Raw genomic sequence first — 25,578 nt, 5'->3', positions numbered from 1 at the left:
CATCTGCGCCAGTTCGGCCCCAAGGTCTTGAAAAATTTGCAGCATCTCAGGCGGTCTCCTCGCTGCGGCCCATGATCTCTTCTTCCATGTTCCAGATCATGTTCAGGATTTCTTCGCGCGTTGGCGCGTAGTCGGGGTGTTTTTTGACCTCGCGCAGATCGGCCCCCACGCCCAGGTCGGCAAAGGGCAGGCGGTATTCCTTGTGAATCCGCCCCGGACGCGGGGCCATCACCACCAGACGTTCGCCCAACAACAGTGCCTCTTCGACCGAGTGGGTGATCAGGATGATGGTCTTGCCGGTTTCCTTCCACAGCTTCAGCACAAGGCTTTGCATCTTTTCGCGGGTCAGCGCATCCAGCGCGCCCAGCGGTTCGTCCATCAGGATCACATCGGGATCATTGGCCAAACAACGGGCCAGCGCCACGCGCTGCTGCATCCCTCCGGACAGTTCGTAAACCATCTTTTCCTTGAAATCCTGCAAGCCCACGACGTTCAGCAAGTGATCTACCGTCTTGCGGCTTTCTGCCTTGGGCGTGCCCTTCATATCCGGGCCAAAGCTGACGTTCTCGCGCACGCTCATCCATTCGAACAGCGCGCCTTGTTGAAACACCATGCCGCGTTGGGCATCGGGGCCGTGAACCGGTTTGCCGTTCAGCCGCACCTCGCCCGAGGTTTGCGCCAGAAACCCCGCCACGATATTCAAAAGCGTGGTTTTGCCACAGCCCGACGGCCCCAGCACACTCAGCAACTCGCCCTGTTTCAAATCCAGACTAACATCTTGCAGCGCCTGAACGGCACCACCGTCCGGCAAATCGAACCGCATGGACAGCTTGTCGATCACAAGTCCCGTCATGGTCGTCCCCCTGTTGATTGGTTTTGCCCTGTACGGGCCGCGCGGGCGGGTTTGCCCGCCTCATTACCGCAGTGCCCTGCGCACCACCACAAGGCGCGCAGGGCACTGGTTTCGCTTACATGCCTTTTGCGGCTTCAAGCGGGCCGGTGTTTACCGCGCCTGCATAGCTGTCCAGCGCCGATGGGATCGAGCCCGCTTCGACGAATACACCCGCGACGCCCTTCATGAAGGTCTGCGCGCGCCCGTTCAGCCACTTGTCGCTCAGCTGATCGTCAACGGTCGGAAACTTGAAGGTCGACAGCGTCGACAAAGTGTCCTCTTCGCTCATGCCCGCGTCTTTGGCGATCACCGGCAGCATCATTTCGCGGTTGGTCTCGTCTGCCCACATGGCGTTGGCTTCGGCGGTAACGGCCAGAAACTTGGCGACCATATCGCCGTTTTCGGCAACATAGGTCGCGGGCGCTGTGGTGGCATCAAACACAAGAATGCCCAGTTCTTCCTTCTCGGTACCGGTGAGCAGCACGTTGCCGTGCTCTTTCATACGGCGCAGCGCACCGCCCCAACCGCACGCCATGTCCAACGACCCTTGGGCCAATGCGGCCGCCCCTTCGGCGGGGGCCATGTCCACAATTTCCATCGTCGAGATATCAACGCCAAAGTGGTTCATCTGGCTGAGAAACCCGTAATGCGCAGCGGTGCCCAGCGGCACGGCAACCTTTTTACCCGACAACTCGCCCGCGCTGTCCTTGTCAATTTCCAGACCCGAGGCGACGACGCAGTTATCGTTGTCCGAATAGGACACGGCCACGTCAACAATCTGCAAGTCCTGACCGGCAGAGGTGGCCACGACAAACGGCGGCACACCCTGACTGACCGAAAGTTGCACATCACCCGAGGCCATCGCCGCACTCATTGCGGTGCCGGTGTCAAAGCTGACCCAATTGATCTTGGTGCCCATCGCTTCGTCGTACATGCCGGTTTCCTTGGCGTACTGGAACGGCATCGGCCACTCGAGGAAATAGGCCACTGTAATTTCGCCATGCCCTGCGGCAGCCGCCGTCTGGGCACCGGCCAGCATGGCGATTGCGGCAGTGGCGCTCATCAATTTGGTTTTAAAAGTCATTGTCTTCTCCCGTTGTGCGCCGTTTTACACGGCGCTTCGCGTTATATCGGCGGTCTGGCCGCCGCTTGGCCCGATTGTTGCATTTGCAATTCTCTGGCGCTGCCCAATCCGACCGCAATATCAAACGCCGATCAATGTTTTTTCCCATAGGTGCAGCAATCGGGGACGTTTTTGATTTCCGGATTTCAACGACGTAAATTCAGCGAAACCTCTGAAAACAGGATGTTCCTATTTCCAACCGGCTGGGGGCCACCGGCACAATCCGACAAACTGGAATCATCTGTCCATCGTTACTGGCCCTACTGACACCGCATTTTGTGCTGTTTTCTTGATCATCAAAGGGTGCAGTATCTACTGGATTCACCCTACCCCTTCCACATGTATCCTGAAAGGCCAGACAATGGACGGAACCTTTAGTGAAAACGATCTGAGCCGCGTGGTTGAAGCCGACCGCAAGAACGTCTGGCACCACCTGATCCAGCACCAGCCTTTTGAGAGCGCAATCGACCCGCGCATTATCGTCGAGGGCAAAGGCATGAAGGTTTGGGACCAGAAGGGCAAAGAGCACCTTGATGCGGTCTCGGGCGGGGTCTGGACCGTTAACGTGGGCTATGGCCGCGAAAGCATCGCGGATGCGGTGCGCGACCAATTGGTCAAACTGAACTATTTTGCAGGCTCTGCCGGGTCGATCCCCGGCGCGCTGTTCGCTGAAAAGCTGCTGGACAAGATGCCCGGCCTTGACAGGATGTATTACTGCAACTCGGGTTCCGAGGCGAACGAAAAGGCGTTCAAGATGGTCCGCCAGATCGCGCACAAGAAATACGGCGGCAAGAAACATAAAATCCTGTACCGCGACCGCGACTATCACGGCACCACCATCGCCTGCCTGTCCGCAGGTGGTCAGGATGAGCGCAACGCACAATACGGCCCCTTTGCCCCCGGTTTCGTCCGTGTGCCGCACTGCCTTGAATACCGTGCCTTTGAACAGGACGGCGCACCGCAGGAAAACTATGGCGTCTGGGCTGCGGACCAAATCGAAAAGGTTATCCTGTCCGAAGGGCCAGACACCGTGGGTGCGTTGTGTCTTGAACCGGTAACCGCTGGTGGCGGCGTCATCACGCCCCCCGACGGGTATTGGGACCGCGTTCAGGAAATCTGCAGAAAATACGATATTCTGCTGCACATCGACGAAGTTGTGTGCGGCGTCGGCCGCACCGGCACATGGTTCGGCTATCAGCAATATGGCGTTCAGCCCGACATGGTAACAATGGCCAAAGGCGTCGCCTCGGGCTATGCGGCGATTGCCTGCCTTGTGACCACCGAAGCGGTTTTTGACATGTTCAAGGACGACCCCTCGGACAAGATGAACTATTTCCGTGACATCTCGACCTTTGGCGGTTGCACCGCCGGCCCCGCTGCCGCGATTGAAAACATGCGCATCATCGAAGACGAGAACCTGCTGGAGAACACCACGCAGATGGGCGCCTATATGCTGGACCAGTTGCACGCGCTGGCCGACAAACACACCATTATCGGTGATGTGCGCGGCAAGGGCTTATTTCTGGGCGCCGAACTGGTCAGCGACCGTGACAGTCGCGCCCCCGCAGACGAGGCCAAGGTGCAGGCCGTTGTCGGCAACTGCATGGCGCAGGGTGTCATCATCGGTGCCACCAACCGGTCGCTGCCGGGCAAGAACAACAGCCTGTGCTTTTCGCCCGCTCTGATCGCGACAAAAGACAACATCGACCAGATCGTTACGGCCGTGGACAAGGCACTGGGCGACGTCTTCGGGTGATCCGGATACGGACCGCGAATACCCGACGGGCGGGGGCTATCCTCGTCCGTTTGCGTTGCCGACCCCGGCCAGCCGTTCGGCGCTTGTTTGCCTGTGGCGGCCCCTGCCACCCTTGACGTTGTTTCGCTTTCGGTTACCTTTTTAATGTCTTGCCCGAACAGGACCGGTGGTTTGGGGCCAAAACGGCCTTTTTTCACTGATGTTAACATATGTGGGAACCAACCCTTTAGATCGTGCGTTCTCATTTCAGTATTAAAGAAGGGAAGACAGGTATGAAAAAGTTTCTGATCGCCATTCCGTTGATCGCATCACTTGCTGCTTGCGAATCGACCACATCTAACACCACAGCTGGTGGCGCACTTGCTGGTGCCGCAATCGGTGCTTCCGTGTCCGGCGGCGACGATAAAGTCAAAGGTGCGCTGATCGGTGCGGCCCTTGGTGGTGCAGCCGGCAACTACATCGGTAAAACGCAAAACGGCCAATGTGTGTATCAACGCGCAAACGGCTCGCGCTATTACGCAGCCTGCCCATAAGCAGGTCGCACCCGACCGACACTTCACATGTCCAAGCAAGGGCCCCGGTTTCGACCGGGGTCTTTTGCTGTTCAGCAATAGCGCCACATTGCCGCGCTGATAGGTCCAGTGTAAGCCTGTGACATGACAGTACCGGTCGAAACATTCTTTTTGCACCCCGAAGCCGAGGGCACGCTGCAAAGCCAGATTCAGCAGATGATTGCCCAAGGCATCCTGTCGGGCCGCTTCCAGCCGGGCGAAAAGCTGCCCTCGACGCGCAAGCTGGCGCAACACCTTGGCATCAGCCGCATCACCGTCACGCTCAGCTATACCGAACTTCTGTCCAACGATTATCTGACCTCGCGCGGGCGATCGGGCTATTTCGTGTCGGAAACCGCTCCGGTTCCACCGATCTTTGCCGCCTCGCCCGTCACCCCCGATGCAGTGGACTGGACCCGTGCCATCGGGCAGAAATTCTCGGGTGGGCAGACACCAACAAAGCCACAGGATTGGGCGCACTATCGCTTTCCGTTCATCTACGGTCAGGCCGACGCCACCCTGTTCGATCATGCGAACTGGCGGCTGTGCGCGATGCAGGCGCTGGGGCAGCGCGACTTTGGTCCGATGACCACCGATTATTTCGATCAGGACGACCCCAAACTGATCGAATTCATCGTGCGCCATTCGCTGCCACGCCGTGGTATCACCGCCCGCCCTGAACAGGTGCTGATTACGCTGGGCGCACAAAACGCACTTTGGCTAACCACGCAGGTGCTGCTGACCCAACGCCGGCACGCCGCGATGGAAGAACCCTGTTATCACGCTTTGCACGACATTTTGAACCAGTCGCGGTGCCATCTGTCCCATGTCCGTGTGGATCAGGACGGCCTGCCCCCCGATGCGATCCCGCCCGACACCGATGTGATCTTTACCACCCCCAGCCACCAATGCCCGACAACGGCCACCATGCCAATGGACCGCCGCCGTGCCCTGCTGGACCGCGCCGCCGAAATGGACGCGCTGATTGTCGAGGACGATTATGAATTCGAGATGTCGTTCCTCAAGCCGCCCTCGCCCGCGCTGAAATCGCTGGATACAGACGGGCGGGTGATCTACGTCGGCTCGTTCTCGAAATCGCTGTTTCCTGGCCTGCGGCTGGGCTACCTCGTGGGGTCCGAGCCGTTCATCCGCGAGGCCCGCGCCCTGCGCGCATCGGTGCTGCGTCATCCGCCCGGCCATATCCAGCGCACCGTTGCCTATTTCCTGTCGCTAGGTCACTACGACGCGCTGGTGCGCAAGATGAGCACCACATTGCACACGCGCCGCGACACCATGCAGCAGGCGATCACCGACACCGGCCTGACCATCGCCGGTCAGGGTGCGTCGGGCGGATCATCCTTCTGGATGCGCGCGCCGCTGTCCGTGGACACCAGCCAACTGGCGCAATTGCTAAAACCTCAAAGCGTGCTGATCGAACCGGGCGTGTCGTTCTTTTCCGGCGAAGACAAGCCGCGCAATTATTACCGTCTGGCCTATTCGTCGATCCCGTCCAGTCGTATTGCGGACGGCGTGCAAAAGGTTGCAGAGACTCTGGCGCGTCTGGTCTGATCCGCTGCCGCCAACTGGCCCTAACTGCACCTGCCGTGCAATCGTACTCTGCGACACAACGCGGAATCATTCCCCTAACCTGCCGGAGCCCCCTTCCATGAAAATGACGACCGAAGAAGCATTTGTAAAAACACTGCAAGCGCACGGCATCGAACACGCCTTTGGCATCATCGGTTCGGCCATGATGCCCATTTCCGATCTGTTTCCGCAGGCGGGCATCACGTTCTGGGATTGCGCGCACGAAGGGTCGGCGGGCATGATGTCCGACGGATTTACCCGCGCCACCGGCAAGATGTCGATGATGATCGCGCAGAACGGCCCCGGCATCACCAATTTCGTGACGGCTGTCAAAACAGCATACTGGAACCACACACCGCTGCTGCTGGTCACACCGCAGGCCGCGAACAAGACCATCGGTCAGGGCGGGTTTCAGGAAGTCGAGCAGATGAAATTGTTCGAGGACATGGTCGCCTATCAGGAAGAGGTGCGCGATCCGACCCGCGTGGCCGAAGTGCTGACCCGCGTGATCGCCAAGGCCAAGCGTCTGGCGGGTCCGGCCCAGCTGAACATCCCGCGCGATTTCTGGACACAAGTCATCGACATCGAAATCCCCGACCCCATCGAGCTTGAGCTTTCCTCGGGCGGTGAAAACTCGGTCACGGCTGCGGCAGAGCTGCTGTCAGGTGCCAAGAACCCTGTCATCCTGAACGGCGCGGGCGTGGTCTTGTCGAAAGGTGGCATTGCCGCGTCGAAAGAACTGGCCGAGCGTCTGGATGCGCCGGTGTGTGTCGGCTACCAGCACAACGATGCCTTCCCCGGATCGCACCCGCTGTTTGCGGGGCCGCTGGGCTACAACGGGTCCAAAGCAGCAATGGAGCTGATCAAGGACGCCGACGTTGTGCTGTGCCTTGGCACACGGCTGAACCCGTTTTCGACCCTTCCGGGCTATGGCATGGAGTATTGGCCGACCAACGCGAAAATCATTCAGGTCGACATCAACGCCGACCGCATCGGCCTGACCAAAAAGATCACCGTTGGCATCATCGGTGACGCCGCCAAGGTGGCCAAGGGCATCCTGTCGCAACTGAGCGATGACGCAGGCGATGCAGGCCGCGCCGACCGCAAGGCGAAAATTTCGCAAGCAAAATCTTCATGGGCCCAGCAACTGTCCAGCATGGACCACGAAGACGACGACGAAGGCACCACATGGAACCAGCGCGCCCGCGCCGACAAACCCGACTGGATGAGCCCCCGCATGGCATGGCGTGCAATCCAGTCCGCCCTGCCACGCAACGCGATCATCAGTTCGGACATCGGCAACAACTGTGCCATCGGCAACGCCTATCCCGACTTTGACGACGGCCGCAAATATCTGGCCCCCGGCTTGTTCGGCCCCTGCGGCTATGGTCTGCCCGCCATTGTAGGGGCCAAGATCGGCCAGCCCGACGTGCCTGTTGTCGGCTTCTCGGGCGATGGTGCATTCGGCATCGCGGTGAACGAGCTGACGGCAATTGGTCGGGGCGAATGGCCCGCGATCACCCAAGTGGTGTTCCGCAACTACCAGTGGGGCGCAGAAAAGCGGAACTCGACGCTGTGGTACGACGACAACTTTGTCGGCACCGAACTGGACACCCAAGTGTCCTATGCGGGCATTGCGCAGGCCTGCGGGCTTGAAGGTGTCGTGGCCCGCACGATGGACGAGTTGACCGCAGCCCTGACCAAAGCCGTCGACGACCAGATGAACCACGGCAAAACCACGCTGATCGAAGCCATGATAAATCAGGAACTGGGCGAGCCTTTCCGCCGCGACGCGATGAAAAAGCCGGTGTCGGTCGCCGGCGTGTCCAAGGCCGACATGCGCACGCAATCGGTCTAAGGTATGCCTGACGCGCAGATTCTTGTCGTAAATGCAGGGTCGTCGTCGATCAAGACCGCCCTGTTTGGCACAGACCTGCACGAAACCCTGCGCATCGAGGCCTCTGGCATCGGCACGCAGGGCAGCATCCGCACCAATGGCGGTGCGCGACACGATCTGGCATTGCCCGGCCATACCGCAGCACTTACCGCGATATTCGACGCAATGGCCGCGTCCGGTATCCGGCCCGCAAACTTGTGTGCAGCCGCCCACCGCGTGGTGCATGGCGGGGCCAATCTGACCGCTTCGGCGCGCATAACTGCGGCGATACGCACCGCCATCGCCGATGCCGTGCCACTGGCCCCGCTGCACAACCCGCACCACCTGTCGGCCATTGACGCGGTGGCCGAACTGGTGCCCGATCTGCCGCAATTTGCCACCTTCGACACGGCCTTTCATGCGACAAATCCGGACGTGGCGCGCCGCTATGCGCTGCCCGATGTCCCAGCCACATCGGGCCTGCAACGCTACGGTTTTCACGGCACCAGCTATTCGGCCTTGGTCCACGGATTCAGGGCCAGCACCGGCACACCTCTGCCCCGCCGCCTTCTGGCGCTGCATCTGGGCAATGGCGCATCGCTATGCGCCATTCGGGATGGGCAATCGGTTGCTACCACGATGGGTTTCTCGCCGCTGAGCGGTCTTACAATGGGCACCCGCGCGGGCGTCATTGACGCAGGTGCCGTACTGCATCTGGTGGGCACAATGGGCGCGGATGCGGCGACGCAGATGCTTTATCATGACAGCGGATTACTGGGTCTGTCAGGTCTCAGCGCCGACATGCGCACGCTCGGGCAAAGTGCCGCGCCGCAGGCCAAATTTGCCCGTGAACACTTCTGCTATTGGATCGCGCGTCAGGCGGGGTCGATGATTGCAGCGATGCAGGGCGTCGATGGCATCGCCTTTACCGGCGGCATCGGCGAGAACGACGCAGACATCAGGAATAATGTTCTTGCACAGCTATCATGGTTGGGAAATATTCCCCATTGGGTCATCCCCGCTGCCGAAGAACAACAGATCGCCCGTGACGCCATCACGCTGCTGAAGGATCAGACACATGCCCCATAAGCAGCCCGCTCTGGACCTGTCGCCCAAGGTATCGGACGAAATCCGCAAGACCACCTGCTATATGTGCGCGTGCCGCTGCGGGATCAACGTCCACATGAAATCGGGCAAGGTCGCCTATATCGAAGGCAACCGCGACCATCCGGTGAACAAGGGCGTGCTGTGCGCCAAGGGATCGGCTGGCATCATGCAGCACAACGCCCCCGCCCGCCTGCGTGCGCCGCTCAAACGCGTGGGTCCGCGCGGATCGGGCGAATTCGAAGAGATCAGCTGGGACGAGGCGCTGAACATCGCCACCGGCTGGCTGGAACCGATCCGCCGCGACAATCCCGAAAAGCTGGCGTTTTTCACCGGACGCGACCAGTCGCAATCGTTCACATCCTTCTGGGCGCAGAATTTCGGCACACCCAACTACGCGGCCCACGGCGGGTTCTGCTCGGTCAACATGGCGGCTGCGGGTATCTACACGATGGGCGGCGCGTTCTGGGAATTCGGCCAGCCCGACTGGGACCACACCAAGTTGTTCATGCTGTTCGGCGTCGCCGAAGACCACGACAGCAACCCGATCAAGATGGGCATCGGCAAGATCAAGGCACGCGGCGCGCGGGTGATCGGGGTCAACCCGATTCGCACAGGCTACAACGCCGTGGCCGACGACTGGGTCGGCATTACGCCGGGCACCGATGGTCTGTTTATCATGGCGTTGATCCATTGCCTGATGAAGGCGGGCAGGATCGACCTCGACTACCTGTCACGCTTTACCAATGCGCCCTGCCTTGTGAACAGCGATGAAAAGTCGCCCGAATACGGCCTGCTGTTGCGCGACGCGGACGGCAAGGAACTGGTGATCGACCGCAACACCGGCAAACTGGCCCCCTTCGACCAGAAGGGCGTGCGCCCCGATCTGGCCGCCACCCATCGTGCGGCGGGGGTCACCCACCGCCCCGTGATACACCTGATGGCAGACCGCTATCTGTCCGACGATTACGCCCCCGAAGCTGTGGCAGACCGCACCGGCATCTCTGCCGCACGCATCCGCGCCATCGCGTCGGAACTGGCCCGTGTCGCCTTTGACGAAGCGTTCGAACTGGACCACGCATGGACCGATTTCCGTGGCGAGGTCCACACCACCATGACTGGCCGCCCCGTCAGCTTTCACGCCATGCGCGGGATCAGCGCCCATGCCAACGGCTTTCAGACCTGCCGCGCGCTGCATGTGTTGCAGATCATCCTTGGCACGGTCGAAGTTCCGGGGGGCTTTCGGTTCAAACCGCCCTACCCCAAGCCTGCGACGGCCCACCCGAAGCCACATTGTCAAACCACCTGCAACGGTCCGCTGGATGGCCCGCATCTGGGCTTTGTCCAAGGCCCCGAAGATCTGGCCCTGAAACCCGACGGCACAGCCGCGCGGATCGACAAGGCGTTCACTTGGGAAAACCCGATGTCGGCCCACGGGCTAATGCATATGGTGATTTCCAACGCACACGCGGGTGATCCGTACAAGATCGACACGTTGTTTATGTATATGGCCAACATGGCATGGAACTCGTCGATGAACACGCGCGGCGTGATCGACATGCTGACAGACACTGACGAGAACGGCGACTATGTGATCCCGCGCATCATCTATTCGGATGCGTACAGTTCGGAAATGGTCGCCTATGCCGACCTGATCCTGCCTGACACCACCTATCTGGAACGCCACGACTGTATCTCGCTGCTCGACCGTCCGATCTGCGAGGCTGACGCCGCCGCCGACGCGATCCGCTGGCCTGTGGTCGAACCCGACCGCGACGTGCGCGGGTTCCAGTCGGTGTTGTGCGATCTGGGCGCGCGGCTGAACCTTCCGGGGTTTGTGACCGAAACAGGCGAACAGAAATACGCCGATTATGCCGATTATATCATCAACCACGAACGCCGTGCTGGTGTCGGTCCCTTGGCAGGCTGGCGCGTTGGCGCTGACGGGTTGACCGCAGGGCGCGGCGCGCCGAACGGTGGCCAGATCGACGCCTATATCGAAAACGGCGGCTTTTTCGTCGAACATATCCCCCAAGGGGCCAACTATTACAAACCGTGGAACATGGCCTATCAGGATTGGGCCGTGGGCATGGGCCTGTTCGACGAACCACTGCCCTATCTGTTTTCGCTTTATGTCGAGCCGCTGCGCAAATTCCAGCTGGCCGCCGAAGGCCACGGAGACCGTCAACCCCCCGACTACCTCCGCGACCGTATCCGCCGCACGATGGACCCGCTGCCGATCTGGTACGACCCTTCGGGCGACAATCGCGCCGACGAATACCCGATCACCGCCCTGACCCAGCGCCCGATGGCGATGTACCATTCATGGGGCAGCCAGAACGCGTGGCTGCGGCAATTGCACGGGCACAACCCATTGTATCTGCCCACCAATCTGATGCGGGATCACGACCTGAAGGATGGCGACTGGGCCACCGTCACTTCGCCGCACGGCGAAATCACCGTGCCGGTGCTGGAAATGGCAGCGCTGAACCCCAATACCGTCTGGACATGGAACGCCATCGGCAAGCGAAAGGGGGCGTGGGCGCTGGATGAAGATGCCCCCGAAGCCACCAAAGGCTTCTTGCTCAACCACCTGATCCACGAATTGTTGCCGCCCAAGGGTGACGGGCTGCGTTGGGCCAATTCAGACCCGATCACCGGGCAGGCGGCATGGTTCGACCTGAAGGTGCGCATCGCCAAGGCAGCACCACAGGACCAGTCGAAACCGGTGATGCAGCCGATCAGATCCCCCGTTGGACGGGGGCCGGACAAGCTGGCGTGGAAGGTGGGCAAATGACGCAGTTACCTGCAAACACCGAGCGCAAGCTGGGTCTGGTCATCGACCTTGATACCTGCGTCGGCTGCCATGCCTGCGTGATCTCGTGCAAAGGCTGGAACACCGAAAATTACGGCGCACCGCTGTCTGACCAGGACCCTTACGGCTCGGCCCCCTCTGGCACTTTCCTGAACCGCGTTCACAGCTACGAGGTGCAGCCGCTGGCGACCTCATCCAAGGTCCAGCCACCTGCGCAACTGATCCACTTTCCCAAATCCTGCCTGCACTGCGAAGACGCGCCGTGCGTCACCGTTTGCCCCACAGGGGCAAGCTACAAGCGCGTCGAAGACGGCATCGTTCTGGTCAACGAAAGCGATTGCATCGGCTGCGGATTGTGCGCGTGGGCCTGCCCCTACGGAGCGCGTGAAAAGGACGAGGCCGAGGGCGTGATGAAGAAATGCACCCTATGCGTCGACCGCATTTATAACGAAAACCTCGAAGAGGTGGACCGCGTGCCAACCTGCGTGCGCACCTGCCCGTCTGGCGCCCGCCATTTTGGCGATTTTGCCGACCCCGACAGCCATGTGTCGCGCCTGACTGCCGAACGCGGCGGTATGGACCTGATGCCGGAACAGGGCACCCGCCCCGTCAACAAATACCTGCCACCCCGCCCCAAGGATGCGCTGCCCGAAATCGACGTGCTTGCCCCCTATCTTGCCCCTGTGGACGAAACACCCGGCGGCTTTCTTGGCTGGCTCGACAAAACGTTGGAGAAGCTCTGAGATGCATCCGGCACCCTCTGTCATCATCTTCACCACATTTTCGGGGCTGGGCTTTGGTCTGCTGACATGGCTTGGGCTGGGCTATCCGGCGGTCACAGGTGTCAGCGCCTTTGCCTTTTTCACCATCGCCTATGTGTGCGCGGTGGGCGGGCTGATGGCATCGGCCTTTCATCTTGGCCGCCCCGAACGTGCGCTGAAGGCGTTCAGCCAGTGGCGCACAAGCTGGCTGAGCCGCGAGGCGGTTGTGTCGGTTGCAGCACTGATGGTGATGGGCATCTATGCCATTGGCACGATCTTTTTCGCCACCCCCTTGCCGCTGGTGGGGATACTGGGCGCTGTGCTGTCGTTGCTGACCGTTTTCACCACCTCGATGATCTACACCCAGCTCAAGACCGTTCCGCGCTGGCACTCGCCACTGACGCCAGTGATGTTTCTCGGCCTTGCCATCGCGGGCGGCGCATTGCTCGCCGGAGAGATCACCGCCGCCGTCGTGCTCTTGATATTGGCAGGGGCTGCGGTGCTGGCAACCTGGGTCCACGGCGACGGTGCCTTTGCCCGCTCGGGCACGACACTGGCCACCGCCACGGGCCTTGGCCCCATCGGCACCCCGCGCGCGTTCGAACCGCCGCATACCGGCACCAACTATCTGCTGCGCGAGTTCGTGTTCGTCGTCGGACGCAAGCACGGGACAAAGCTGCGGATCATCGCCTTTTTGCTTGCGATTGTCCTGCCGGTGATCTTGCTGCTGGTCCCGTTCTCGCACTGGCTGGCCGCGGTTGCGGTACTTAGCCATATCGCGGGTGTTCTGGTCGCGCGCTGGCTTTTCTTTGCACAGGCCGAGCATGTGGTGGGGCTGTATTACGGGAAACGATAAAGGGGCCGCAGATTGCAGCCCCTTCCGGTATTTTCAAAACATTCGGGCAGAAACTACAGCAAACCGGCGTGGGTCAATCCCTTGTCCACCAGCGCCCGTGTTGCATCTGTCAGCGGCACATGTGGCAAGCGCACTTCGTCACTGCACAGACCCAGACGTGCCATGGCGTATTTCACCCCGACAAGCCCCGGCTCGGTAAAGATCGCCTTGTGCAGCGGCATCAGCTTGTCCTGCAATTCCAGCGCTTTGGCATAGTCGCCCGCAGCACAGGCCGCCTGTACTTCCGCGCACAGCTTAGGTGCAACGTTGGCCGTGACCGAGATACAGCCGACGCCGCCCTGGGCGTTGAAACCATGTGCCGTGCCATCTTCGCCGGACAATTGGATAAAGTCAGGGCCGCACATCAGCCGCTGGTCGTTGACCCGTTGCAGATCGCCCGTGGCATCCTTGACGCCCACGATCCGCTCCATCTTTGCCAGTTCGGCCATCGTGACGTTCGAGATATCGACGACCGAGCGGCCCGGAATGTTGTACACAATGATCGGTAATTTGCACGCATCATGCACGGCGGCAAAGTGCGCGATCACACCTGCCTGCGTCGGTTTGTTATAATAGGGCGTCACCACCAGCACCGCATCGGCGCCCGCAGTTTCGGCATGTTTGGCCAACCGAACGGACTCGGCCGTACTGTTCGATCCTGCACCGGCAATCACCTTGACGCGGCCTGCGGCGGCTTTGACCACCTCTTCGACGACTTTGTCGTGCTCGCCGTGGGTCAGGGTCGGGCTTTCGCCGGTTGTGCCCACTGGCACCAACCCCGATGATCCTTGTTCGATCTGCCAATCCACCAGCTTCTTGAGCGTGTCCAGATCCAGTGCGCCGTCCTGGAACGGCGTGACGAGTGCAGGCATAGAACCCTTGAACATTTTCACGCTCCTTTTTCAAATTGGTGGGCGACTTCAGCCCAATTAGCACGATGCTGGCGCAGACGTGAGTTGAAGAGCTGCGCCAAGACCATATGTTGACAGGCACTAGCCTTGCCATGACAGGAAATGCAAGTGATCACCCGCCTCGCAGCCCTTTTGCTGTGCCTTTTTGCCACCATTGCGACGGCGCAAACCGAGCGTCCACGCCCGTTGGGCTGGGCGATGAATGCCATGCGCGCAGGCAACTGGGACACCGCCGAACGGCTGGCCGCACGCGATGGTGTGGTTGCAGCCGATGTGATCGAATGGCACCGCCTGCGGGCAGGGCGCGGAACCTACACCGAGTATACGGATTTCCTGAAACGCCGCTTTGACTGGCCCGGTATGGATTATCTGCGCCGCCAAGGCGAAGAGGCCACGATCGCCGCTGGCCCCGCAGCCGTACGCGCCTATTTTGCCGAGGCCGATCCACAAACTCCGCGCGGGGTTCTGGCCTATGCCGATGCCAAGGTCGAGCAGGAGCAGACCGGCGAAGCACAAGCCAGCGTCGTTCTGGCCTGGACCACCCTGCCGATGGACGCCGAGGAAGAAGCGCTGTTCCTGTCCAAGCACAGCGCATTGCTAAGGCCCCACCACGAAGCCCGCGCCGACACGATGCTATGGCTGGGCGAGTTGAACGAGGCGCTACGCCTGCGCCCGCTGCTGGATGCCGGTCATCAGGCCCTGCTGGATGCGCGCGTTGCCCTCAGCAACCGCAGCAACGATGTGGACTCCCGAATTGCCGCCGTACCTGTTGCGCTGCAATCCGACGCAGGTCTGCAACATGCGCGATTTGAATGGCGTGTGCGCAAGGGGCGGATGGACGATGCCAAGGCGTTGATCCTTGAACGCTCGACCAGCGCTGCCGCTTTGGGACGGCCCGACGCATGGTCGAACCGGCGCCGCGCACTGGCGCGGGACGAAATGCGCGACGGCGACCCCAAGCGGGCCTATCGGCTGGCTGCGCAGCATTTTCTGACCTCGGGGTCTGACTATGCCGATCTGGAGTGGATCGCGGGCTATGTCGCGCTGCGCAAACTGAACGATCCGGCCACCGCTCTGAAACATTTCCTGAACCACCGCAGCGTCATCGAAAGCCCGATTTCGCGCGGCCGCGCAGGCTATTGGATTGGTCTTGCACATGAAGCATTGGGCGATGCGGCTGCCGCCGATCAGGCTTTTGCCGACGGGGCACAGTTCCAGACGTCGTTCTATGGCATCCTCGCCGCCGAGAAAGCGGGCCAGCCGTTCGACATCGGATTGACCGCACAGGCCGACACCCCCGACTGGCGCACCGGTCCACTGGTGAACTCGCCGCTGTTCGAGGCGGGAATGCTCTTGCAAGCATCGGGCGAGTTGAGCCTGGCCGAACGGTTCTGGACCCATCTGGCCGAACAACTGGACGAAAAGCAGGCCGCACAATTGGGCCAAGCCGCGATTGATACAGATCAGCCGCATCTTGCCGTGATGATCGGCAAACGCGTCGCCTACCGCGGCATCACACTGGCCGAGCCCTATTATCCGCTGCACCCGCTGGTGGAGCAGGATTTGGCCATCGCACCCGAAATGGCGCTGTCGATTGCACGGCGAGAATCCGAGTTCGATCCGGTCGTGCAGTCTGGCGTGGGTGCGCGTGGGCTGATGCAACTGATGCCCGCCACCGCCCGCGAGGTCGCCACTGAACTGGGTCGCAGTGCTGAACACACAACCGACCGGCTGATCGCCGATCCGGTCTATAACGCCGAGTTGGGGTCAACGTTTCTATCGACACTGGCGGGCCGGTTCAATGGCAATGTGGTGATGATGTCGGCGGCTTATAACGCCGGTCCGTCGCGCCCGATCCGCTGGATGAACTTGTATGGCGATCCACGCACTGATGACATCGACATCATCGACTGGATCGAAAACATCCCCTTCCGCGAGACCCGCAATTATGTGATGCGCGTTACCGAAAGCCTGCCGGTCTATCGCGCACGGCTGGGCAAAGAGGCGCTGCCAACCCCCTTCTCGCAAGAGCTGACAGGCTCAACCCTGCTGTCTTTCGCGCCAAAGGGTGAATAGCCCCGCCGCAACGACGATGCCCGCGCCCGTGGCCACGTTCCACGCGATCACTTCCCCAAACACGGTCACGCCGATCATCGACCCGAAGACCAGTTGCAAATAGGCAAAGGGCTGGACCGCGCTGGCCTCGGCCACCTCGTATACGCGGATCAGCAGCCAGTGGCCGGATGCACCGGTGACGCACAGTGTCGCCATCCATGCCCAGTCAGCGGGTGCCATCGGTTCCCAAAACCAGATGCCCACAACGGTCATCGCCACGGCACCGGCAACGCCCGTCCAGAAAAAGCTGGTGGCAGATGTGTCCTTGCGGGCAACATAGCGCGTCAGCAGTGCATAAAGCGCAAACATCATCGCCGCGATCAGCGGGATCACCGCTGCCGGTTTGAACACACCGATGCCCGGTTCCAGAATGATCAGCACGCCGACAAAGCCCACACCGATCGCCGCCCAACGACGCCAGCCCACGCTTTCGCCCAAAATCGGCCCGCTCAGGGCGGCAACAAGCAGTGGATAACAGGTAAACACAGCAAGGCTTTCGACCAGCCCCAGAATGGTAAAGGCCAGCACCATCACACATATCTCGATGGCCAGCAGCAGCCCGCGAAACGCTTGCAATCCGGTCTGCACGGACCGTGCGGCGGCGCGGATACCGCCCGCTTTGGCCCGCGCAATGGCCACGACAAAGGCCGCAAAGAACCAATAGCGGACCATGACCACCATCAGCACGTTATATTCCGATGCCAGATGCCGCGAGATGCCATCCTGCATAGCGAATACAAACGTGGTCAGCACCATCAGGCCAACGCCCAAACGTGTGTTGTTGCCAGCGCTCATCGTTTGGTTCCCACGGTCATATGTCTTTTGCGGCCATAGCCTGAAACCCGGCTGACGTCGAAGCCAGCCGCATCCAAGCCCCGTCGCACGAAACCTGCGGCGGTATAGGTGGCGACAGTTCCGTTCGCAGCCGTATGGTCGGCCACGGACTGCATCAGCTTCGCATCCCACAGCTCGGGGTTTTTGGCGGGCGAAAAGCCGTCCAGAAACCACGCATCCGCCGCGCCCTGCCACGCGGGCAGCGTTGCACGCGCATCACCCGCAATCACCTCAAGCGTCGCATCACCGAAATCAAACCGGCCCCCGCGTCCGTTCCAGACCGCAACCAGTTCATCGCCGATGCCAAACGCCCCAAGCGCGCGCGCCATTTCCGGCACCGACATCGGATAGGCCTCGAAGCTGGTGAACCGCAAAACACCCGCAGTACCCGCTGCACGCCATGCCGCCAGCGTCACCACAAAGTTCAGCCCCGTGCCAAACCCCAGTTCCCCCACATGGAACCCGTCGCAAAACCGTTCAGGCAGGCCGTTGCCCGCCAGAAACACGTGGCGGGTCTCATCCAGACCGTTTTCGAGACTGAAATAGGGATCGTCAAACCGCGTGCTGACCGGCACATCGCCGTCCCGCCATTCCAAGTCTGCGTGCTGGTCCTGCATCCTGTCACCCTGTAAGGATTGTCTTTGCATCCTTGGCGAAAGGCTTCTTCCTTGGCAATGGCAGACATCACGATCCGGGGCGCGGGAATTTTTGGTCTCGCTACCGCATGGGTCTGCGCCCAAAAGGGCGCGACCGTGCGTATCATCGACCCCAATGGCCCCGCCAAAGGTGCGTCTGGTGGCGTCGTGGGTGCGTTGGCACCGCATGTGCCGGAAAACTGGAACCCGAAGAAACAGTTTCAGCTGGAAAGCCTGCTGATGGCCGAAACCTTCTGGCGCGGTGTATCGGATGCGAGCGGCAGGCATTCCGGCTACGTCCGGTCGGGACGGTTGCAACCGGTGGTCGACGATCATGCGCTGTCACTGGCCCAAGCTCGTGTCGAGACCGCCCGCGACCTGTGGCAAGGCCAAGCAGAATGGACACTGCGGCCCGCAGCAGGCCCATGGGCACCAAACAGCCCCACGGGCCAGCTGATCTTTGACGACCTTAGCGCGCATTTGCACCCTGCGCTGGCATGCGCCGCGCTGGTCGGTGCCTTGGAGGCGCGGGGCATCACGATCGAAGCCGATGGCCCCGTCGAAGGTCCAACGCTGTGGGCAACCGGTATAGTCGGACTGCAAGAGCTGAACAAAACCGCCCCCCGCCCGATGGGTGCGGGCGTCAAAGGACAGGCCGCTTTGCTACAATACGACATGGCCGGTGCGCCGCAACTTTACGCGGACGGCCTGCACATCATTCCGCACGCAGATGGGACGACCGCCATCGGGTCCACCACGGAAAACCGATACGATCACCTGCAACCGGATGAGCAACTGGATGACGTCATCGCCCGCGCCCGCGCCGCAGTGCCCGTGCTGGAATACGCGCCGGTGATTCAACGCTGGGCCGGTGTCCGACCGCGCGCGCGGTCGCGTGCGCCGATGCTGGGGGCATGGCCGGGCCGCCCGAACCACTTTATCGCCAATGGCGGTTTCAAGATCGGGTTCGGCATGGCCCCGAAGGTGGCCGAAACGATGGCTGCGTTGATTTTGGATGGCGACAACACCATCCCCAAAGGGTTCGAGGTCTCCGCCTCAGCCTGAGGTTGCCACCATACACTGCCGTCCGTCCGCCCCGCGCACCCACAGGTCCGTGCCTTTGCGACATATTTCGGCGCGTTCGTGGTGCATCAGCGGTGCGGTCGCCTTGTAGGAGAAGCGGTTGATTTCACCAGCCTCCAACATCAGCAATTGCGCCAGCAAAGGCCCGTGTACCACCAGCCCGTCATAGCCCTCGACATCGCGGGCATAGGGCTGGTCATAATGGATACGGTGGCCGTTGAACGTCAGCGCCGAGTAGCGAAACAACAGCGTCGCATCAAAATCCACTTTGCGGCAATTGTCCTCGTCCGTGCGCGCCACGGGGGCCACAGGGCGCGGTGCCTGCGCATCCGCCTCGGCACGGTAAACCAGATCCTGCCATTCGGTCACGCGCAACTTGCCGTCTTGCGAAATCTCGTGCCGCAGGGTGACCACGGCCAGATCACCAGACCGCCCGACCTTGCGTTCCGCCCGTTCGCACACCGACAGCTTTTCGGCCGCCGTTCCCAACCGCAGCGGCGCGTTAAATTCCAACCGGCCACCCGCCCACATGCGGCGCGGCAAACCCATATCGGGAATCAAACCGCCAACGCGCGGGTGCCCGTCGCGTCCCAGCTCTGCCGGCACCGCAGGCTCCCAGAAATAAAGCTGGTGAAAAAAGGGCGGCAAAGAATCGCCAGTGTCCAGCGTTGCAGACGCGCCCAGCGCCACCTGCAAAGCCCGCGCACGTGCCGGATCCATCACGTCGACTTGCACATGTGCCTCAACTGTTTCACCCTCTACAGACTCACGGTACGAAAGCCCTTTTCATGAAACAACCTGAAATAGCCAGCCTTGATCACCTCGTGCTTACTGTTGGCGACCTCGAAGCGACGTTGGCCTTTTACTCGGACATTCTCGGGATGAAAGTCGAAAGATTCACCGGCGCGGATGGGTCGAAACGCCATGCGCTGAAGTTCGGGCGCCAAAAGATCAACGTCCATCGCTGGGGCGCCGAATACGACCCCAAGGCCGCACACCCCGGCCCCGGATCGACCGATATGTGTTTGCTATCAGATACATCTCTGGAAGACTGGCAAGCCCACTTTGCCGCCAACAAAGTGGCAATCGAAGAAGGACCAGTCAGCCGAACGGGTGCTACGGGGCCTATGCATTCGCTTTATATCCGAGACCCCGACGGCAATCTGATAGAAGTCAGCACACCCGACTAGCGGTCAATCTCGGCGCGCAGTTGCTGCATCAGCTGGCCCAGTTCCTTGACATATATTTCGCCGGTCAGCTGGCCCTGGTCGTCGAACTGGGTTGAGCAATTGGCTACGTGAATTTCCGGCCCCTGCAAAATGCGCGGGCGAAAGGGAACCATGAAACTGCGCAAAATTAGTTGCGCCCGTTCGCCACCTGCGCGCCCTGCCGCAGCGGACATAACGGCCACGGGCTTGTCAGCCCAGCAGTTGCCTTCGCAACGGCTGATCCAGTCCAGCGCATTTTTCAGAACCCCGGACGGGCCTTTGTTATATTCGGTGGTTGCGATCACAACCGCATCCGCCTCGGCGATCTGGCGCTCTACGGCTTGCACGTTGGCGGGCACACCTGTCGCGGCCTCTTCATCACCATCGTACAGCGAAAACCGCAGGTCTGCTTCTGCGAAACTGCAGTTGCCGAACAGGCGCGCGGCCTCACGGATCAGTTTGCTGTTGAAGGATTCAGCGCGCAGCGATCCCGAAAGTCCCAATAGTTTTGGCGCGGTCATATCGGCTCCTTTTCAATCCGTTGTGCCAACAGATGTAGCGGAAAAGCAGAATAGCAAGAGGGCGCAGCCAAGCCACGCCCTCTGAAAGTTTCGTCTTGCGTCCCGCCGATCAAGCGTTGGGCAAAATCACGATGTCGACGCGCCGGTTCTGCGCCTTGCCTGTGGCATTCAGGTTCGTCGCCACAGGCTGGGATTCGCCACGGCCAAAGGCCTGAATACGCGAATATGGCACGCCATTCTGCAACAGCACTTCGGACACGGCATTGGCGCGGCGTTCGCTTAGTTGCTGGTTATAGGCCGCGTCGCCGTCGCTGTCCGTGTGCCCGATCACCTGAACGGTGCTGCCAGGATAGCGTTGCAGGCTGGCTGCCACCGACGCCAGATCGCTGCGCAAGGTCTGGCGCACGGCAAAGCTGTCGGTTGCAAACAGGATGTCCTGCGGCATGGTCACGATCAGGCGGTCACCGGTGTTGGTGATCTGTACGTTGCTGTCCAGTGACTGGCGCAACTCGGCCTCTTGCTTGTCGAGGCTATAGCCGACACCGGCACCGACACCGGCACCCAGAACGGCACCGATCAGGGCGCCATCGCCACGGTCACCATCATCGCTGACAGCGGCCCCCAGCAACGCACCCGCCGCAGCGCCTGCAAGAGCACCCGACTTGGTGTTACGATTGGGGTCATTGGGGTTGCCGCCCAGTTGGCCCGGTTGGGTACAAGCTGTCAGCGCCATGCTGCCCATCAGGACCGCTGCAATGGAAATCTTCGAAAACGTCATATCATACTGCCTTGGTTGGGCCCCGTTCGGGCAGGGCATCTTGTGATGTACATCTTCATATATAGCGCGGTTCCGTGTAAAAATAAGGTGCGTTTGATCTCGGCAAAAACCCGCCTGCGCCCGAGTGCCGGGATAATCCGGCAAACTGTGTGCAAGCGTCGTGGCAATCAGGCTTCGACGCGAGCCGATTCATAAGCCAGCATTGCGCGTTTCACCGGCAGACCCCAGTGATAGCCGCCCAACCCCCCCGATTTACGCAGGGCGCGGTGACAGGGGATCAGCCAACTGACCGGATTGCGACCCACTGCGGTGCCCACCGCCCGTACCGCGCGCGGATTGCCGATGCTTTGCGCAATCTCGGAATAGGTTGTCACGTGGCCCGATGGGATGCGCAGCAACGCCTCCCATACTTTTATCTGGAACGGTGCGCCGATCAGGTAGAGCGGAGCAGTCTCCAGCTTGGCGTCGGCGGCGCCAAAAGCCGCCAGCACCCAAGGCCGCAAGCGCATCGGATCTTCAACAAAACGGGCCGCCGGCCAGCGTGCGACCAGATCCTCCAACGCTGCGGTTTCGCCGGTCTCTGCGGCAAATCCCATGCCGCAGATCCCCTTTTGCGTGCCCATCACTACAGCGGGTCCGAAGGGGCTGTCGAACCAACCCCAAAAGATCGTCAGCCCCGCGCCACCCTTGGCATAGTCGCCGGGGCTCATCGCCTCCCAGCGCAAGAACAGGTCATGCAGACGACCGCCCCCCGACAGCCCCGCCGCGTGGGCAGTTTCCAGCGTGGTGAACCGTGCCGCCAGCAGCGCCTTGGCATGGCCCAGCGCCAGATATTGCTGGTAGCGTTTGGGCGACACACCCACCCATCGGCTAAAGACGCGCTGAAAATGCGCAGGGCTCATGCCCATCTCGTGCGCCAGATCGTCCAGCGTCAGGCCGCTGCCCTTGTCATCCACCAATTCAATCGCGCGGCGCACAATGTGATAGTGGTATCCGTCTTCGGTGTTGCTGTGCTGTTCCATAGGGCCAATCTAGCGCGCAATATGCCCCCTCGCGACCCGAAAGCTGCGCATTCAGTTGCTTTGTGAAGACGTATCGCAGACGCCAACGGCCTGCCCCTCGGCCAGATCCTGATCGACCAGCCCCCGTGCCTCGTCCTGCGTCAGGATCGGGCGCGCTGCTATCATCGGTGTCTTGCCCAATACAGCCACCAAGCCGTCATCACCGACCGAGCCGATCGTATTCAGATCGGCGAAAAGCATCGACCCGACCCACATGCCCTCGATGTAAAGCAATTCATGCCGCTGCATCAGTATCTGCGTATAAACAAACGTCGTATCTGCCGGACGGCGCAGTGGCATCTTGTCGGCCAGTGTTGCACCCGGCACCAACACCTCGTTTGTGCCGTAATGCAGTTGGGCGCGCCATGACCGGTAAAGCACCAGCGAATTGGGAGACAGGCGCACATGGTGCCCCGGTATCATCGGACCAAAAGTGTCCGGCAGCATGACCACGGGCGCAAATTCCGGATGCTGCTGAAGGTCAGAACGCAGCAGGCGAATCCGGTTGATCCGCAAGATCGGCTGCGCGCCGTGATCGCGCGTGACCAGCTTGTGTTGGGTGTCCAGCCATTCAACCGGCACCTCGCCCTCGTCGGTTTGCAGCATTGTGCCAGGCCCGAAACTGGTCAGCACCGCCGCCGCGCGCAAGAATCCGGTTCTGTCTGCGCCTTGTCGTGTGGTTGTGTTCATCTGCCCGCCGTCCCCTCGTATCGCGCGATTGGCCCACGAATATCGCCCAAAACTTAAAAGGGGCTGACCCGCAAAGCACGCGGTGCATTGGATTGTAGCGATTTAGTGGTTGCCCGCTTGCCCGCAAGCGCCAAAACCCGCATAGGAGAGCGATGGTAAAGCAGCTTGATTATCACACGATCTATCAGATCTTTGACCGCTTCCGCGATGCAGAGCCCGAACCCGAGGGCGAATTGCATCACTCCAACGCCTATACGCTGGTGGTCGCTGTCGCATTAAGCGCGCAGGCCACCGATGCGGGCGTGAACAAAGCCACCAAATCGCTGTTCGCAGCCGTGGACACCCCGCAACAAATGCTGGATCTGGGCCTTGAGGGGCTGACAGAGCACATCAAATCCATCGGACTGTTCCGCCAAAAGGCCAAGAACGTGATGAAGCTCAGCCAGATTTTAGTGGACGAGTACGGTGGCGAAGTTCCGTCATCGCGCGCCGCGCTGCAATCGCTGCCCGGTGTGGGCCGCAAAACCGCCAATGTCGTGCTAAATATGTGGTGGAATTATCCCGCGCAAGCAGTTGATACCCACATCTTCCGTCTTGGCAACCGCTCCGGCATCGCCCCCGGCAAGACCGTGGATGCGGTCGAGCGCGCCATCGAAGACAACATTCCCGCTGAATTCCAGCAACACGCCCACCACTGGATGATCCTGCACGGTCGCTATCACTGCAAGGCGCGCAAGCCGCAGTGCCCCACATGCATCATCCGCGATCTCTGCCAATTCGAGGACAAAACCCAATGATCCAATACGAACTTGTTGGCATCGGCAATGCCGTTGTCGATGTTATTTCTCATGCCGACGACCAGTTTCTGGGCAATATGGGCATCGAAAAAGGCATCATGCAGTTGATTGAACGCGAACGGGCCGAGGTGCTGTACGGCGCGATGAAAGATCGCCTTCAAACCCCCGGTGGATCGGTCGCCAACACTATTGCAGGCGTTGGCGCGCTGGGGCTGAACACTGCTTTTATCGGCCGTGTGAACGATGACACATTGGGCCGGTTCTATGCCGATGTGATGACAGATGTGGGCACTGATTTCGTTAACGCCCCCGTGGCGGGCGGCAATCTGCCCACGTCGCGGTCGATGATCTTTGTCTCGCCAGATGGCGAACGGTCGATGAACACCTATCTGGGCATCTCGACCGATCTGGGCCCCGCCGATGTACCCGACGCTGTGGCCTCTGCCGCCAAGATCATGTTCCTCGAAGGTTACCTGTTCGACAAGGACCACGGCAAAGAGGCGTTTCAACAAGCATCGCGCCTGACCCGTGCAGCAGGCGGCATGTCTGGGATCGCCATTTCCGACCCCTTTTGTGTTGACCGCCACCGCGCCGATTTCCTGCGCATGATTGGCCAAGAGCTGGACTATGTCATCGGAAACGAGGCCGAGATCAGATCCCTGTTCCAGACAGACGACCTCGAGGCCGCATTGACCAAAACCGCCGCCATGTGCGCAACCGTGGTCTGCACCCGTTCCGGCGACGGCGTGACCCTGATCCGCAACGGCGAACGCGTGGAGGTGCCCGTGACCAAGGTGGTGCCAGTCGATGCAACAGGGGCAGGCGATCAGTTCGCCGCCGGCTTCCTCTATGGCCTTGCCACGGGCCGCGATCTGGCCACCTGCGGGCGTATGGGCAACGCCTGCGCTGCCGAAGTCATCAGCCATGTCGGCCCCCGTCCCGAAAAGGACATGATGGAGGTGTTCCGCAAGGAGGGTCTGGTCTGATGCTGGCGGACGGACTGCACGACGTACCCTTGGGGAAGATCGCCACGGTTGTTACCCATCTGGAAATGCGCGCCCCCGCCGACATCTCGGGGCGACCAGTACCCGAGAGCTGGACGCTGCGCCGCGTCGAAAAACCGCCGCTGGACTGGTATCGCCGCATCTTTCAGGCCGTGGGCGAAGACTGGCTTTGGTTCTCGCGCCGTGGCCTGTCGGATAAGGCACTGGCCGCGATCATTCACAGCGACGATGTGGCGATCTGGACCCTGTCCAAGGGTGACAGCGACGCCGCCTTGCTGGAGCTGGACTTTCGCACATCAGGCGAATGCGAACTGGCGTTTTTCGGCGTCACCGCCGACCTGATCGGGTCAGGTGCGGGGCGTTTTTTGATGGACACAGCGATTGATCAGGCATGGGCGCGCGATATCACCCGTTTTCATGTGCACACCTGCACGCTGGACAGCCCGCAAGCGCTGGGGTTCTACCGCCGTGCAGGTTTTACACCGATCCGTCAACAGATCGAGATTGACGATGATCCGCGCGTGGCCAAGGGCTTTGACAACAACCTTGCCCCGCATGTGCCGCTGCTGGTGCCCTAAGCC

The 25,578-nt window shown here is 60.9% G+C and carries 24 protein-coding genes; 14 read left to right on the top strand and 10 right to left on the bottom strand.

The genetic code is table 11. The features are described from left to right. Window positions 1-46 precede the first annotated feature (46 nt). Window positions 47-853, bottom strand: coding sequence for an ABC transporter ATP-binding protein (locus tag SULPSESMR1_RS17210; protein WP_089421983.1), 807 nt, complete (start codon window positions 851-853; stop codon window positions 47-49). A gap of 115 nt (window positions 854-968) precedes the next feature. Continuing rightward, window positions 969-1,976 carry a taurine ABC transporter substrate-binding protein gene (locus SULPSESMR1_RS17205; protein ID WP_089421982.1) on the bottom strand — a complete coding sequence of 336 codons (1,008 nt, stop codon included), beginning with the start codon at window positions 1,974-1,976 and terminating at the stop codon, window positions 969-971. A 400-nt stretch (window positions 1,977-2,376) separates the two neighbouring features. Here SULPSESMR1_RS17205 and SULPSESMR1_RS17200 point away from each other — a divergent pair, with 400 nt between their 5' ends. The 8 genes from SULPSESMR1_RS17200 (at window position 2,377) to SULPSESMR1_RS17165 (ending at window position 13,321) form a co-directional block, all read left to right on the top strand. Next, a complete protein-coding gene (locus SULPSESMR1_RS17200) occupies window positions 2,377-3,771 on the top strand; it encodes an aspartate aminotransferase family protein (RefSeq protein ID WP_089421981.1) in 1,395 nt (464 codons plus the stop codon). A 272-nt stretch (window positions 3,772-4,043) separates the two neighbouring features. Next, a complete protein-coding gene (locus SULPSESMR1_RS17195; RefSeq protein ID WP_089421980.1) occupies window positions 4,044-4,304 on the top strand; it encodes a glycine zipper 2TM domain-containing protein in 261 nt (86 codons plus the stop codon). A gap of 123 nt (window positions 4,305-4,427) precedes the next feature. Further along, window positions 4,428-5,891, top strand: coding sequence for a PLP-dependent aminotransferase family protein (locus tag SULPSESMR1_RS17190; RefSeq protein WP_089421979.1), 1,464 nt, complete (start codon window positions 4,428-4,430; stop codon window positions 5,889-5,891). A 97-nt stretch (window positions 5,892-5,988) separates the two neighbouring features. Next, window positions 5,989-7,767, top strand: coding sequence for a sulfoacetaldehyde acetyltransferase (gene xsc / locus SULPSESMR1_RS17185; RefSeq protein ID WP_089421978.1), 1,779 nt, complete (start codon window positions 5,989-5,991; stop codon window positions 7,765-7,767). Window positions 7,768-7,770: 3 nt separating this feature from the next. Beyond that, entirely contained in the window at window positions 7,771-8,874 is a 1,104-nt protein-coding gene (locus tag SULPSESMR1_RS17180) for an acetate/propionate family kinase (protein ID WP_089421977.1), read from the top strand. Continuing rightward, the gene (locus tag SULPSESMR1_RS17175; protein ID WP_089421976.1) at window positions 8,864-11,686 is read left to right on the top strand and encodes a molybdopterin oxidoreductase family protein; all 2,823 of its coding nucleotides are present in this window, start codon (window positions 8,864-8,866) and stop codon (window positions 11,684-11,686) included. The genes SULPSESMR1_RS17180 and SULPSESMR1_RS17175 overlap by 11 nt, the downstream gene beginning before the upstream one ends. Beyond that, complete coding sequence (locus SULPSESMR1_RS17170; protein WP_089421975.1) at window positions 11,683-12,447, top strand: 4Fe-4S dicluster domain-containing protein; 765 nt, start codon at window positions 11,683-11,685, stop codon at window positions 12,445-12,447. Before SULPSESMR1_RS17175 ends, SULPSESMR1_RS17170 begins: the two co-directional genes overlap by 4 nt. 1 nt (window position 12,448) lies before the next feature. Continuing rightward, window positions 12,449-13,321: a dimethyl sulfoxide reductase anchor subunit family protein gene (locus tag SULPSESMR1_RS17165; protein WP_089421974.1), complete on the top strand. Its 873-nt coding sequence runs from the start codon at window positions 12,449-12,451 to the stop codon at window positions 13,319-13,321. Window positions 13,322-13,374: 53 nt separating this feature from the next. On the opposite strand, the gene dapA is transcribed toward SULPSESMR1_RS17165, so the two are convergent. Then, complete coding sequence (gene dapA, locus SULPSESMR1_RS17160; protein WP_089421973.1) at window positions 13,375-14,247, bottom strand: 4-hydroxy-tetrahydrodipicolinate synthase; 873 nt, start codon at window positions 14,245-14,247, stop codon at window positions 13,375-13,377. Between the two features lie 126 nt (window positions 14,248-14,373). On the opposite strand from dapA, the gene SULPSESMR1_RS17155 reads away from it, so the two are divergent. Beyond that, a complete protein-coding gene (locus SULPSESMR1_RS17155; RefSeq protein WP_198362819.1) occupies window positions 14,374-16,347 on the top strand; it encodes a lytic transglycosylase domain-containing protein in 1,974 nt (657 codons plus the stop codon). On the opposite strand, the gene SULPSESMR1_RS17150 is transcribed toward SULPSESMR1_RS17155, so the two are convergent. Both SULPSESMR1_RS17150 and mnmD read right to left on the bottom strand, forming a co-directional pair. Next, window positions 16,312-17,181 carry a DMT family transporter gene (locus SULPSESMR1_RS17150; protein ID WP_089421972.1) on the bottom strand — a complete coding sequence of 290 codons (870 nt, stop codon included), beginning with the start codon at window positions 17,179-17,181 and terminating at the stop codon, window positions 16,312-16,314. The two genes, SULPSESMR1_RS17155 and SULPSESMR1_RS17150, sit on opposite strands and share 36 nt — an antisense overlap. Continuing rightward, entirely contained in the window at window positions 17,178-17,837 is a 660-nt protein-coding gene (gene mnmD, locus SULPSESMR1_RS17145; RefSeq protein ID WP_089421971.1) for a tRNA (5-methylaminomethyl-2-thiouridine)(34)-methyltransferase MnmD, read from the bottom strand. The genes SULPSESMR1_RS17150 and mnmD overlap by 4 nt, the downstream gene beginning before the upstream one ends. 57 nt (window positions 17,838-17,894) lie before the next feature. On the opposite strand from mnmD, the gene SULPSESMR1_RS17140 reads away from it, so the two are divergent. After that, complete coding sequence (locus SULPSESMR1_RS17140) at window positions 17,895-18,920, top strand: NAD(P)/FAD-dependent oxidoreductase (RefSeq protein ID WP_089421970.1); 1,026 nt, start codon at window positions 17,895-17,897, stop codon at window positions 18,918-18,920. Here the strand turns inward: SULPSESMR1_RS17140 and SULPSESMR1_RS17135 are convergent. Continuing rightward, window positions 18,912-19,658 carry an acyl dehydratase gene (locus SULPSESMR1_RS17135; protein ID WP_089421969.1) on the bottom strand — a complete coding sequence of 249 codons (747 nt, stop codon included), beginning with the start codon at window positions 19,656-19,658 and terminating at the stop codon, window positions 18,912-18,914. The two genes, SULPSESMR1_RS17140 and SULPSESMR1_RS17135, sit on opposite strands and share 9 nt — an antisense overlap. A gap of 68 nt (window positions 19,659-19,726) precedes the next feature. On the opposite strand from SULPSESMR1_RS17135, the gene SULPSESMR1_RS17130 reads away from it, so the two are divergent. Further along, window positions 19,727-20,128, top strand: coding sequence for a VOC family protein (locus SULPSESMR1_RS17130; protein ID WP_089421968.1), 402 nt, complete (start codon window positions 19,727-19,729; stop codon window positions 20,126-20,128). Here SULPSESMR1_RS17130 and SULPSESMR1_RS17125 read toward each other — a convergent pair. The 4 genes from SULPSESMR1_RS17125 to SULPSESMR1_RS17110 all read right to left on the bottom strand — a co-directional run bounded on the left by SULPSESMR1_RS17125 (window position 20,125) and on the right by SULPSESMR1_RS17110 (window position 23,196). Next, a complete protein-coding gene (locus SULPSESMR1_RS17125) occupies window positions 20,125-20,667 on the bottom strand; it encodes an NADPH-dependent FMN reductase (protein WP_089421967.1) in 543 nt (180 codons plus the stop codon). The two genes, SULPSESMR1_RS17130 and SULPSESMR1_RS17125, sit on opposite strands and share 4 nt — an antisense overlap. Before the next feature lie 109 nt (window positions 20,668-20,776). Then, a complete protein-coding gene (locus SULPSESMR1_RS17120) occupies window positions 20,777-21,445 on the bottom strand; it encodes an OmpA family protein (RefSeq protein ID WP_089421966.1) in 669 nt (222 codons plus the stop codon). A gap of 167 nt (window positions 21,446-21,612) precedes the next feature. Continuing rightward, on the bottom strand, window positions 21,613-22,467 hold the full coding sequence (locus SULPSESMR1_RS17115) for a methylated-DNA--[protein]-cysteine S-methyltransferase (protein WP_089421965.1): 855 nt from the start codon (window positions 22,465-22,467) through the stop codon (window positions 21,613-21,615). A gap of 51 nt (window positions 22,468-22,518) precedes the next feature. Further along, window positions 22,519-23,196 (bottom strand): Hint domain-containing protein, encoded by a 678-nt coding sequence (locus SULPSESMR1_RS17110; protein WP_089421964.1) that lies wholly within the window; start codon window positions 23,194-23,196, stop codon window positions 22,519-22,521. A gap of 152 nt (window positions 23,197-23,348) precedes the next feature. Between SULPSESMR1_RS17110 and nth the strand changes: the two genes are divergently transcribed. Genes nth through SULPSESMR1_RS17095 form a run of 3 tightly spaced genes read left to right on the top strand, consistent with a single transcriptional unit; the run spans window position 23,349 to window position 25,575 of the window. After that, on the top strand, window positions 23,349-23,993 hold the full coding sequence (nth, locus tag SULPSESMR1_RS17105) for an endonuclease III (protein WP_089421963.1): 645 nt from the start codon (window positions 23,349-23,351) through the stop codon (window positions 23,991-23,993). Continuing rightward, window positions 23,990-24,979, top strand: coding sequence for an adenosine kinase (locus tag SULPSESMR1_RS17100; protein WP_089421962.1), 990 nt, complete (start codon window positions 23,990-23,992; stop codon window positions 24,977-24,979). Before nth ends, SULPSESMR1_RS17100 begins: the two co-directional genes overlap by 4 nt. Next, window positions 24,979-25,575: a GNAT family N-acetyltransferase gene (locus tag SULPSESMR1_RS17095; RefSeq protein ID WP_089421961.1), complete on the top strand. Its 597-nt coding sequence runs from the start codon at window positions 24,979-24,981 to the stop codon at window positions 25,573-25,575. Before SULPSESMR1_RS17100 ends, SULPSESMR1_RS17095 begins: the two co-directional genes overlap by 1 nt. The last annotated feature ends 3 nt before the right edge of the window (window positions 25,576-25,578 follow it).

Origin of the sequence: Pseudosulfitobacter pseudonitzschiae (genome assembly GCF_002222635.1) — a bacterium.
In the GTDB taxonomy this organism is placed as follows: domain Bacteria; phylum Pseudomonadota; class Alphaproteobacteria; order Rhodobacterales; family Rhodobacteraceae; genus Pseudosulfitobacter; species Pseudosulfitobacter pseudonitzschiae_A.
The sequence above is the reverse complement of the archived record's forward strand: the minus strand, read 5'-3'. Positions and strand labels throughout refer to the sequence as shown.

Bases quoted from the DNA above. Each gene is read 5' to 3' on its own strand.
- SULPSESMR1_RS17210 (WP_089421983.1), bottom strand. From the start codon at position 853: ATGACGGGACTTGTGATCGACAAGCTGTCCATGCGGTTCGATTTGCCG.
- SULPSESMR1_RS17205 (WP_089421982.1), bottom strand. From the start codon at position 1,976: ATGACTTTTAAAACCAAATTGATGAGCGCCACTGCCGCAATCGCCATG.
- SULPSESMR1_RS17200 (WP_089421981.1), top strand. From the start codon at position 2,377: ATGGACGGAACCTTTAGTGAAAACGATCTGAGCCGCGTGGTTGAAGCC.
- SULPSESMR1_RS17195 (WP_089421980.1), top strand. From the start codon at position 4,044: ATGAAAAAGTTTCTGATCGCCATTCCGTTGATCGCATCACTTGCTGCT.
- SULPSESMR1_RS17190 (WP_089421979.1), top strand. From the start codon at position 4,428: ATGACAGTACCGGTCGAAACATTCTTTTTGCACCCCGAAGCCGAGGGC.
- xsc (WP_089421978.1), top strand. From the start codon at position 5,989: ATGAAAATGACGACCGAAGAAGCATTTGTAAAAACACTGCAAGCGCAC.
- SULPSESMR1_RS17180 (WP_089421977.1), top strand. From the start codon at position 7,771: ATGCCTGACGCGCAGATTCTTGTCGTAAATGCAGGGTCGTCGTCGATC.
- SULPSESMR1_RS17175 (WP_089421976.1), top strand. From the start codon at position 8,864: ATGCCCCATAAGCAGCCCGCTCTGGACCTGTCGCCCAAGGTATCGGAC.
- SULPSESMR1_RS17170 (WP_089421975.1), top strand. From the start codon at position 11,683: ATGACGCAGTTACCTGCAAACACCGAGCGCAAGCTGGGTCTGGTCATC.
- SULPSESMR1_RS17165 (WP_089421974.1), top strand. From the start codon at position 12,449: ATGCATCCGGCACCCTCTGTCATCATCTTCACCACATTTTCGGGGCTG.
- dapA (WP_089421973.1), bottom strand. From the start codon at position 14,247: ATGTTCAAGGGTTCTATGCCTGCACTCGTCACGCCGTTCCAGGACGGC.
- SULPSESMR1_RS17155 (WP_198362819.1), top strand. From the start codon at position 14,374: ATGCAAGTGATCACCCGCCTCGCAGCCCTTTTGCTGTGCCTTTTTGCC.
- SULPSESMR1_RS17150 (WP_089421972.1), bottom strand. From the start codon at position 17,181: ATGAGCGCTGGCAACAACACACGTTTGGGCGTTGGCCTGATGGTGCTG.
- mnmD (WP_089421971.1), bottom strand. From the start codon at position 17,837: ATGCAGGACCAGCACGCAGACTTGGAATGGCGGGACGGCGATGTGCCG.
- SULPSESMR1_RS17140 (WP_089421970.1), top strand. From the start codon at position 17,895: ATGGCAGACATCACGATCCGGGGCGCGGGAATTTTTGGTCTCGCTACC.
- SULPSESMR1_RS17135 (WP_089421969.1), bottom strand. From the start codon at position 19,658: ATGGATCCGGCACGTGCGCGGGCTTTGCAGGTGGCGCTGGGCGCGTCT.
- SULPSESMR1_RS17130 (WP_089421968.1), top strand. From the start codon at position 19,727: ATGAAACAACCTGAAATAGCCAGCCTTGATCACCTCGTGCTTACTGTT.
- SULPSESMR1_RS17125 (WP_089421967.1), bottom strand. From the start codon at position 20,667: ATGACCGCGCCAAAACTATTGGGACTTTCGGGATCGCTGCGCGCTGAA.
- SULPSESMR1_RS17120 (WP_089421966.1), bottom strand. From the start codon at position 21,445: ATGACGTTTTCGAAGATTTCCATTGCAGCGGTCCTGATGGGCAGCATG.
- SULPSESMR1_RS17115 (WP_089421965.1), bottom strand. From the start codon at position 22,467: ATGGAACAGCACAGCAACACCGAAGACGGATACCACTATCACATTGTG.
- SULPSESMR1_RS17110 (WP_089421964.1), bottom strand. From the start codon at position 23,196: ATGAACACAACCACACGACAAGGCGCAGACAGAACCGGATTCTTGCGC.
- nth (WP_089421963.1), top strand. From the start codon at position 23,349: ATGGTAAAGCAGCTTGATTATCACACGATCTATCAGATCTTTGACCGC.
- SULPSESMR1_RS17100 (WP_089421962.1), top strand. From the start codon at position 23,990: ATGATCCAATACGAACTTGTTGGCATCGGCAATGCCGTTGTCGATGTT.
- SULPSESMR1_RS17095 (WP_089421961.1), top strand. From the start codon at position 24,979: ATGCTGGCGGACGGACTGCACGACGTACCCTTGGGGAAGATCGCCACG.